8 protein-coding genes are annotated in these 8,796 nt (G+C 70.2%); 4 read left to right on the top strand and 4 right to left on the bottom strand.

Annotated elements, in window-relative coordinates:
* Positions 1-57: 57 nt before the first annotated feature.
* The gene (locus ACFWIW_RS38575; protein WP_378373019.1) at positions 58-855 is read right to left on the bottom strand and encodes an SDR family NAD(P)-dependent oxidoreductase; all 798 of its coding nucleotides are present in this window, start codon (positions 853-855) and stop codon (positions 58-60) included.
* A gap of 14 nt (positions 856-869) precedes the next feature.
* On the bottom strand, positions 870-1,589 hold the full coding sequence (locus tag ACFWIW_RS38570) for an SDR family NAD(P)-dependent oxidoreductase (RefSeq protein ID WP_378373018.1): 720 nt from the start codon (positions 1,587-1,589) through the stop codon (positions 870-872).
* Between the two features lie 114 nt (positions 1,590-1,703).
* On the opposite strand from ACFWIW_RS38570, the gene ACFWIW_RS38565 reads away from it, so the two are divergent.
* From ACFWIW_RS38565 to ACFWIW_RS38550, 4 genes are all read left to right on the top strand, one after another.
* Positions 1,704-3,569: a primary-amine oxidase gene (locus ACFWIW_RS38565; RefSeq protein ID WP_378373017.1), complete on the top strand. Its 1,866-nt coding sequence runs from the start codon at positions 1,704-1,706 to the stop codon at positions 3,567-3,569.
* Between the two features lie 181 nt (positions 3,570-3,750).
* Complete coding sequence (locus ACFWIW_RS38560) at positions 3,751-4,542, top strand: molybdenum cofactor biosynthesis F family protein (RefSeq protein ID WP_378373016.1); 792 nt, start codon at positions 3,751-3,753, stop codon at positions 4,540-4,542.
* 3 nt (positions 4,543-4,545) lie between these two features.
* Positions 4,546-6,180 carry an amidohydrolase gene (locus ACFWIW_RS38555; protein ID WP_378373015.1) on the top strand — a complete coding sequence of 545 codons (1,635 nt, stop codon included), beginning with the start codon at positions 4,546-4,548 and terminating at the stop codon, positions 6,178-6,180.
* A 41-nt stretch (positions 6,181-6,221) separates the two neighbouring features.
* Positions 6,222-6,809 carry a TetR/AcrR family transcriptional regulator gene (locus tag ACFWIW_RS38550; protein WP_378373014.1) on the top strand — a complete coding sequence of 196 codons (588 nt, stop codon included), beginning with the start codon at positions 6,222-6,224 and terminating at the stop codon, positions 6,807-6,809.
* Between the two features lie 66 nt (positions 6,810-6,875).
* Here the strand turns inward: ACFWIW_RS38550 and ACFWIW_RS38545 are convergent, their stop codons facing one another.
* Positions 6,876-7,811: an alpha/beta hydrolase gene (locus ACFWIW_RS38545; protein WP_378373013.1), complete on the bottom strand. Its 936-nt coding sequence runs from the start codon at positions 7,809-7,811 to the stop codon at positions 6,876-6,878.
* Positions 7,808-8,794, bottom strand: a complete 987-nt coding sequence (locus ACFWIW_RS38540) for a methyltransferase dimerization domain-containing protein (protein ID WP_378373012.1) — start codon at positions 8,792-8,794, stop codon at positions 7,808-7,810. The genes ACFWIW_RS38545 and ACFWIW_RS38540 overlap by 4 nt, the downstream gene beginning before the upstream one ends.
* Positions 8,795-8,796: the final 2 nt, after the last annotated feature.

The following is an 8,796-nucleotide window of genomic DNA, read 5'->3' as shown; positions in this document are numbered from 1 at the left end:
CGCGAAAGCCACTTTCGCAACCTTGAAGGTTGCGAAAGTGGCTTTCGCATCACCGCGCTAAGAGCCCATCCCCGCCCGTTCGAAGGCCAGCGTCGGCAGATCGACCGCGTGCGCGCCGCCGTCCGCCACGATCACCGCACCGGTGATGTACGACGATTCCGAGGATCCCAGGAACCGCACGATCGACGCGATCTCTTCCGGTTCGGCGGGACGGCGCAGCGGGACCTCGGCGGTCACCCGCCGGTAGCCCTCGTCGTGGCCGCCGTCGAAGCCCGCCGCCTCGGCGAACTGGTCCATCTCGCCGTCCGCCATCGGCGTGCGCACCCAGCCGGGACAGACCGCGTTCGCGCGGACGCCTTTCGGCCCGTAGTCGCGGGCGATCGAGCGCGTCAGCCCGATCAGCGCGTGCTTCGCGACGGTGTAGCCGGCGACGTTCGGCCCGGCGAACAGTCCGGCCAGCGACGACACGATGACGACCTGGCCGCCGGTTTCGATCAGCGAAGGCAGCGTGGCCCGGCAGAACACGAAGGCACTCGACAGATTCGAGCGCAGCGCCAGTTCCCATTCCTCGTCACCGGTGTCGACCACCGAGGACAACCCGTGCCCGCCGGCGTTGGCCACCACGACGTCCAGCCTGCCGAACTTGCCGGCGATCTCCGCCACGGCGTTCTCGGCGGCTTCGCGATCGCTGGCGTCGCACGAGACGACGTGCGCGCCGGTTTCCGCGGCCACCTTCTCCAACGGCTCGAGCCGCCGTCCGAGCACCACCACCTGGGCGCCTTCATCGGCGTACCGGCGGGCGACGGCGGCGCCGATTCCGGTACCGCCACCCGTGATCGCGACAACCTTCTTCACTTGCGGAGTCCTTTCTAAGCGGGAAAACCGGAGCGGGCCGAGACGCCGAAGTCGGCGAGCACGGCCTGGCCGTTGACCGCCCGCGAGCGCGCGGACGCGAGGTGGAGCACCTGCCAGGCGACCTCCTCCGGAGCCTGCACCGGGAACGCGGGATCGTCGAGCACTTCGCCGAGATCGCCGCGTGCCATCGGGGTGTCGACCACCGACGGGCAGACGCAGTTCACCCGGACACCGGGGAGATCCACCGCCAGCGCCCTGGTCATCGCGACCACGGCGCCCTTCGAAGCGCAGTACGGAACCATGCCGGGCGCGCTGGTGAACGCCGAGTCGCTGGCCAGCAGCACCACCGAGCCACCCGACGCGGTGAGCCAGGGCGCGGCGTGTTTGACCAGCAGGAACTGGCCGGTGACGTTGACCGCCATGAGCGTGGCGAAATCCGCCGCGGCGGTTTCGGTGACCGGCGTCCCCACCGGGCCGGAGATCCCGGCACAGCCGACCACGACGTCGAGACCGCCGAAGCGGCTCACCACGGTGTCGATCGCCGCGGCCACCGACGGCTCGTCGGTCACGTCGGCCCGCACCGCAAGGAGTCCGTCGGCCAGGGTGGGCACGGGTGCCCGGTCGAGGGCGCCGACCCGCGCGCCCTCGGCGAGGAACGCCTGGACGCAGGCAAGGCCGATACCGGATGCCGCGCCGGTCACCAGCACGGCCTTGCCCGCGAGATCCAGTCCCATGACGTCATCCTCCGGTCCGGACCTTTCACGGAGCTTGGCCGTCAGTGCACCCTTCTTGTCGGCAGCCGCATGACGGCCTTTTCAGCCGCGGCGGGAGCGGCAAGACTGCGAAGCATGACCAGGCCGCATCCACTCGACCCGCTGACCGCCGACGAACTCACCGCAGGCCGAGCGATCCTGACCGCCGAAGGCCTGCTCACCGCCACCACCCGGTTCCCGGCCGTGCTGCCGGTGGAGCCGGAGAAGGGCGACGCCTCCCCCGACCGCCGAGTCCGGTACACGCTGCTGGACACCGCGACCGGCGAGGCCCGCGACGTGGTCGTCTCGCTGGCGAAACGCGAAGTTGTCTCCACCGAGGACTGTGGCCCGGGCCAGCCCGCGTACCTGTTCGAGGAGTACGACCTCGCCGCGTCGATCACCAAGGCGTCGCCGGAATGGCAGGCCGCCATGGAGCGGCGCGGGCTCGGCGACCGGATCGAGCACGCCTTCTGCGCCCCGCTGGCGCCCGGGTTCTTCGGCAGGCCGGACGAGACCGGCCGGGTCATCCGTTCGCTGACGTTCCTGCGCGACGACGCGTCCGACAGCCCGTGGGCGCATCCGGTCGAGGGCCTGATCGTCCACATCGACCTGACCGGGCAACGGGTCATCCGGGTGGAGGACGAGGGGGACATCCCCGTGCCGCCGGAGCACGGCCGCTACGGCGACGTCCCGGCTCGCACCACACTCAAGCCGATCGAGATCACCCAGCCGGAGGGGCCGAGCTTCACCGTCGACGGCAACGAGGTCACCTGGGAGGGCTGGGAGCTCCGCGTCGGCTTCAACGCCCGCGAAGGCTTGACGCTGCACCGGATGAGCTTCCAGGACCGGTCGGTGCTGCACCGCGCGTCGGTACCGGAGATGGTGGTGCCCTACGGCGACACCGCGCCCGGCCGGTTCTGGATCAGCTACTTCGACGCGGGCGAATACCTGCTCGGCAAGAACGCCAACGACCTGCGGCTGGGCTGCGACTGTCTCGGCGTCATCCACTACTTCCCCGCGTTCGTCGCCGACGACCACGGCCACCCGGTCGAGATCCCGCGCGCGATCTGCATGCACGAGGAGGACTACGGGATCCTCTGGAAGCACACGGATCTCGACGGCCGCGCCGAGGTCCGCCGGTCGCGGCGGCTGGTGATCTCGTCGATCTCCACCATCGGCAATTACGACTACGGCTTCTTCTGGTACCTCTACCTCGACGGCACGGTGGAACTGGAGGCGAAGGCCACCGGCATCGTGTTCGCCGGCGCCGCAAGTCCGGGCACGGATCACCCGCACGCCAACGAGATCGCCCCCGGCCTGTTCGCGCCGGTACACCAGCACCTGTTCTGCGCGCGGCTCGACGTGGCGATCGACGGCGAACGCAATTCGCTCGTCGAGGTCGACGTCGAACGGGTCCCCATGGGCGAACGGAACCCGTACGGGAACGCGTTCACCTGGAAGGAAACCCCGCTGCGCACCGAGCAGGAGGCGCGGCGGTTCGCGGATCCGGCCAAAGCGCGGGTCTGGGAGATCCGCAGCGCGGAGCGGACCAACCGCCTCGGCTCCCCCACGGCGTACCAGCTCGTGCCACGGCCGTCCGCGACCCTGATGGCGCAGCCGGAATCGACCGTCCACCAGCGGGCGACGTTCGCCACCCGTCACCTGTGGGCGACGCCGTACCGCGCCGATGAGCGTTTCCCGGCGGGCGACCGCCCGAACGCGCATCCGGGCGGCGCGGGGCTGCCCGACTGGACGGCCGCCGACCGCGACCTCACCGACACCGATCTCGTGCTGTGGCACGTGTTCGGCCCGACCCACATCCCGCGTCCGGAGGACTGGCCGGTCATGCCGGTCGACTACTCCGGCTTTTCTTTGCGCCCCTATGGGTTCTTCGACCGAAACCCGGCCCTCGATCTGCCCTCCGGCGCCGCTGACGACCACTGTTCCGCCCACGAGCACTAGGGGCCTGTTGGCGGAGCTGAAGATGTAGCCCGAAAGCGACCAAGGCGTGAACCGCCCGGCCGAAGGCCCCGCTATCGCGGTGGCAGGGCGCCTGAACCACCAACTTGACATGAATACCAGACCACGCCCTGCCGACGCCGATCGCGGACGCGGGTTCACCACAGACACTAGGACTTCCCCGATGCCCGAACTGACCCTCTCCGACACCTCCACCTGGCTGCCGCTGGACGGACTCGCCCCCGGCTTCGACGCGAACAAGGCGCCAACGGTCGGCGACCTGCACGGCCGGACCTTCGAACTCGCCTGCGAAGACGGCACGACGTTCACCGCCGCCTTCTCCGGCACCCGGATCGAGTGGACCTACCGCGGCTCGGGCACCGACCGCTGCGAGACGTTCCTGGTCGACGACGACCTGTACTACGTCCAGTTCCACCCGCAGGCCCGGCAAGAGGAAGCGTTCACCTTGCTGCTCGATGTGCGTCGCGGCCGCGCGCTCCTGGTGCTCAGCAAGATCGGCGACACCTCGCCGCGGGTCACGCAGTCCTTCGTGGCGGCCACGATCGGCGGTATCGAGCCGACCGGGGAACCGGTCGCGCCGACCACGTCGCTGGTCGGGCGCCGGGTGCTGTGGGTGTACAGCACGGAGCACGCGTACGAGCACGTCTACCTCAGCCCGCACTGGTACACCTGGCAGTGCCTGGCCGGGCCGGAGCGTGGGCTCGCCGACACCGACGAGAACTCGGTCTACGAACTGCGGCCGGGGATCTACGTCTTCGCCTGGCGGGAGAAGGTGATCCCGTGCGCTTCGGTGACCGTCGCCGACCATCGTGACGCGAAGCGGCTGCGTTCGCACGGTGTCCTTTTCGGACTGGACGCCACCGGCAGCACTCCCACCCACTTCACCTTCGGCGCGCACGGCAGGCTGCTGAGCACCACCGTGCACCCCGAGGCGTACGACCCGGCCGGGAGCTGAGCCTTGACCGCCGACATCGTCCTCACCAACGCCACGGTGTACACAGTGGACGGTCATCGTCCGTGGGCGTCCTCACTGGCCGTCAAGGACGGCAAGGTCCTGTCGCTGGAGGACATCGAACGCGGGCCGAGCACCGAGGTCGTCGACCTCGGCGGCGCGTTCGTGATGCCCGGCCTGGTCGATGTGCACAACCATCACGCCCTGGCCGGGCGCGCGGCGCTGTTCGAGCTGAACTTCGGACTCGACGCGGACCTGGACGACATCCTCGCCGCGGTCCGCGAGCGTGCCGCCGGGCTCGGGCCGGACGAATGGGTGGTCGGCGGTGCTTGGGCGTCCACGCTGGTCGGCACCCTTTCGCGGGTCTCGGCCCGGCACGCGCTCGACGAGGCTGCCGGCGGGCGTCCGGTCATGCTGTCCGACGACAGCAGGCACAACCGCTGGGTGAGCAGCCGGGCCTTGGAACTGGCCGGCGTCACCGCTTCGACGCCCGATCCGGCCGGTGGGGAGATCGTCCGCGCCCCCTCGACCGGGGAGCCGGTCGGCGTCCTGCTCGAAGCGGCGGGCGTCGCCGTCGAGCGGGCGCTCAGCGAGACACGGACGCTCACCGCGGAGCAGCACGTGGCGGCGTCGCGGCACGGCATCGGCACGCTGCACTCGTACGGCGTCACGGCGTTCCAGGACGCAGGTGTCTCCGCGGACATCCTGGGCGCGCTCAAGGCGCTCGACGACGCGGGCGAACTGCACGCCTGGGTGGTTTCGTCGCTGCTGATCAACGACCCCATCTTCGGTTTCGACCCGATCGGGGCACCGTTGCTGGAGGTCGCCGGGCAGTACCGGAGCGAGCATCACCGGCCGGACTTCGTGAAGATCTTCCTCGACGGGGTCCCGCCGACGCGGACCGCCGCCTTCCTGGAGCCGTACCTGCCGGACGCCGCGCACGGGGCCTGCCACCACGGCGCCACCACCATGCCGGGTGACGAACTCGTGGGCTGGCTGCGCACGGCGGCCGCGGCGGGGCTGTCGGCCAAGGTGCACTGCACCGGGGACGCGTCGGTGCGCGCGACGCTCGACGCCGTCGAGAAGGTGCGCGCCGAAGGCTTCGCCGACGCGCGTTTCCAGGTCGCGCACGGCCAGTTCGTGCACCCCGACGATCTCCCGCGCTTCGCCGCGCTGGGTGTCGCCGCGGACATCTCGCCGTTCCTGTGGGTACCCGGCGTCATCCCGGCGGCCATCGCCGAGGTGCTGCCCGGCGACCGGGCAGGCCGGATGCAGCCGAACCGGTCGCTGCTGGACGAGGGCGCACTGGTGGCGGGCGGTTCGGACTGGCCGGTCAGCGAGTCGCCGAACGCGTGGGAGGGCATCCACGGCCTGGTCACGCGCCAGGATCCGACCGGCACGTTCCCCGGCGCGCTGTGGCCCGAGCAGGCGATCACCCTCGCCGAGGCGATCGAGGTCTTCACCCTGGCCGCCGCGCGCGCGATGGGGCTGGGCGACGTCACCGGTTCGCTGGCCCCCGGGAAGTCGGCGGATTTCGTCGTGCTGGACCGCGATCCGTTCCGAACCGATCCGTCCGCGCTCGTCAAGACAAAGGTGACGCAAACGTGGTTCGCCGGGCACCGCGTGTATCAGCGGGCCTGATCTCCTACACTGGTAGAAGAACCAGTGCGGGAGGTCTGCCGATGCCGAAGATCATCGACCACGACGAGCGGCGCAGCCATATCGTCGACGTCACCTGGGACTTGATCACCCAGGGCGGGATCGAGGCCGCCACCATGCGCGAGATCGCGGCGGCCGCCGGCTTCGCCAACGGCGCGCTCAAGCTGTACTTCCCGAGCAAGGAAGACATCATCCAGGCCACCTACGAACGTGCGCTCGGCATGATGCGCGAGTACGTGGAGCTGGACGAACTACGTGGGCTGACCGCGCTCCGCGAGCTGTGCGTCTCGTCGATGCCCATCGACGAGGACCGCATCGCCGCGGGGCGTGTCCTGCTCACCTTCTGGCAGCTGTCGCTGACCAACCCGAAACTGCAGGACAAGTACCTCGAGCACATCCGCTCGTGGCGGGGCCTGCTGCACCGGTACATCACCGAGGGCCGCGAAGACGGCGACATCGTCACCGAGACGCCCGACGAGCAGCTGGTCGACGAGGTCGTGCTGATCAACGCCGGGGCGAACGTGATGAGCCTGGTCGCCGGGGAGTTCTCGACGATCGCATTGCAGCGGCAGCACCTGGAGTCGTTCTTCGAGCGCCTCACCCGCCCCTGACGCTCGTGAGTGGTAAGGACGGTTCTAACCGTCCTTACCACTCACGAGGCCCAACGCGGTCGGGACCTACCTACGATCGTCGAGGGTCCGGGTCAGGAAGCTCGCCACGTGCCGGTGCGAGCGCGGCGAAGCGGGAAGATCCGTATAGAGACCGTAGAACCCGTGGATCTGGCCCGAATACCGCGTCAGCTCCACCTGGGTCCCGGCATCGGCCAGGCGTCGCGCGAACTCCTCCCCTTCGTCGCGCAGCACGTCGTACTCGGCCGTGAGCACCAGCGCCGGCGGGAGCCGGGTCAGATCGTCGGAGCGCAGCGGCAGGAGGTACGGATCGTTCAGGTGCGCCGGATCCGGCACGTACTGCTCGAAGAAGAACCGCATCGCCCCGGCGGTCATGCCGAAGCCCTCGGCGAAGTCCACATAGGACCGGAAGCCGTCGTCCGGATGAGCGTAGACCGGGCAGATCAGCACCTGCGCGGCCAACGGCGGGCCGCCACGGTCACGGGACATCATCGACACCACCGTCGACAGGTTGCCGCCCGCGCTTTCCCCGCCGATCGCGATCCGCGTCCCGTCCACCGAGGGACCGGCGCCGCCCGCGGCGAGCCATTCGACGACCGCGTAGCAGTCGTCCGGGGCCGCCGGGTACGGGTGCTCGGGTGCGAGCCGGTAGTCGACCGCGACGACGGCGACCCCGGCCGCGTTGCACACCGCCCGCGACGCGACCTCGTTCTCGTCGATCGAGCCGATCGTCCAGCCACCGCCGTGGATCCAGACGAACGCGGGCACCGGCGCCGCGGCTTCGGGCAGATAGATCCGCACCCGCACGCCGGAAGGCAGGACGTGGTCGGTCACCGAGGCGACCTCTTCCACCGAATCGGGACGTCGCCACGAAGCGGCGAAGGCGGCGCGCAACTCGGGAGCCGTCAGGGGCCCGGCCGGCGCTTCCGCCGGAGCGCTGCGGGCCAGCAGTTCCTTGACCGCGGGATCGAGGGTCACGGTCACACCGCTTCCGCGACGAGGACGCGCGGGCTGCCCGGCAGCGCGAGCCGGTCGGTGACCCGCCAGCCCGCCGCCTCCAGCCAGCCACGGACTTCGGCCTCCGGATAGACGACCGTCCCGTCGATCACCAGGTACTCCCCCGCGTGCAGCGCGTCGATCGGCCGCTGGACGGCGTCGTCGTCGAGGAAGAAGTCGAGCAGCAGCAACGTCGCCCCCGGCGCGGCCGCAGCGCGGGCGTTGCGCAGGATCTCCGCGTTCTGCATCGCGTCGAAACGGTGGACGACGTGGTTGACCATCACCAGGTCGAACTCGCCGTCGGGGCGCGCGGTGGGCGTTTCCGCGCCGATGACCGTCGCACGATCCGCGAGCCCCGCCTCGGCGGCCGCGGTGGCGACCGACTCGGCGAAGGCCGGGTCGAAGACGAAGGTGGTGCGCAGTTCTTCGTTGGCCTTCATGGCTTCGACGGCGAACGCGCTCGACAGGCCACCGAGGTCCAGCGCCTTCCGGTGCGGGCCGAAATCGTACGCGCGGGCCAGCATCCTGGCGTGCAGGGCGTTATACGTCATGACGCCTGCCATGAACGTGCCCCAGCGCGCGTCGTCCATCTCCAGCTTGCCCGGCTCGCCGCTGTCGGCCGTGTGGCCGAACTGCAGCCAATGCGGGTAGCTGATCGAGTCGAGGAACGTCAGGAACGGCGCCAGATCGAGGTCCCCGCCGCCCAGGTACTCCGCGGCATCGGCGGCCAGCGCGTAGCGACCGTCCACACGGGACAGAAGGCCGAGTGATGACATGGCGTCACCGAGGATGCGGGTGATCTTCTCCGGTTTGCCGGTCTTCTCCGCCAGTTCCGCGGCCGTCAGCGGCCCGGCGGCGAGCGCGGTGAACAGGCCGGTCCGGCTCGCCGCGAAGAGTTGCTTGGCCGCCATGTACCCCACGGCGATGTCCACGATCCGCTCGGGACCGGCAGTCTTGGTCGACCCGCTCACGG

The organism is Amycolatopsis sp. NPDC058340 (assembly GCF_042723975.1).
GTDB lineage: Bacteria > Actinomycetota > Actinomycetes > Mycobacteriales > Pseudonocardiaceae > Amycolatopsis.
Note: the sequence above shows the minus strand (reverse complement) of the source record. Positions and strands in the feature narration are given on the sequence as shown.

Bases quoted from the DNA above. Each gene is read 5' to 3' on its own strand.
- ACFWIW_RS38570 (WP_378373018.1), bottom strand. From the start codon at position 1,589: ATGGGACTGGATCTCGCGGGCAAGGCCGTGCTGGTGACCGGCGCGGCA.
- ACFWIW_RS38565 (WP_378373017.1), top strand. From the start codon at position 1,704: ATGACCAGGCCGCATCCACTCGACCCGCTGACCGCCGACGAACTCACC.
- ACFWIW_RS38560 (WP_378373016.1), top strand. From the start codon at position 3,751: ATGCCCGAACTGACCCTCTCCGACACCTCCACCTGGCTGCCGCTGGAC.
- ACFWIW_RS38550 (WP_378373014.1), top strand. From the start codon at position 6,222: ATGCCGAAGATCATCGACCACGACGAGCGGCGCAGCCATATCGTCGAC.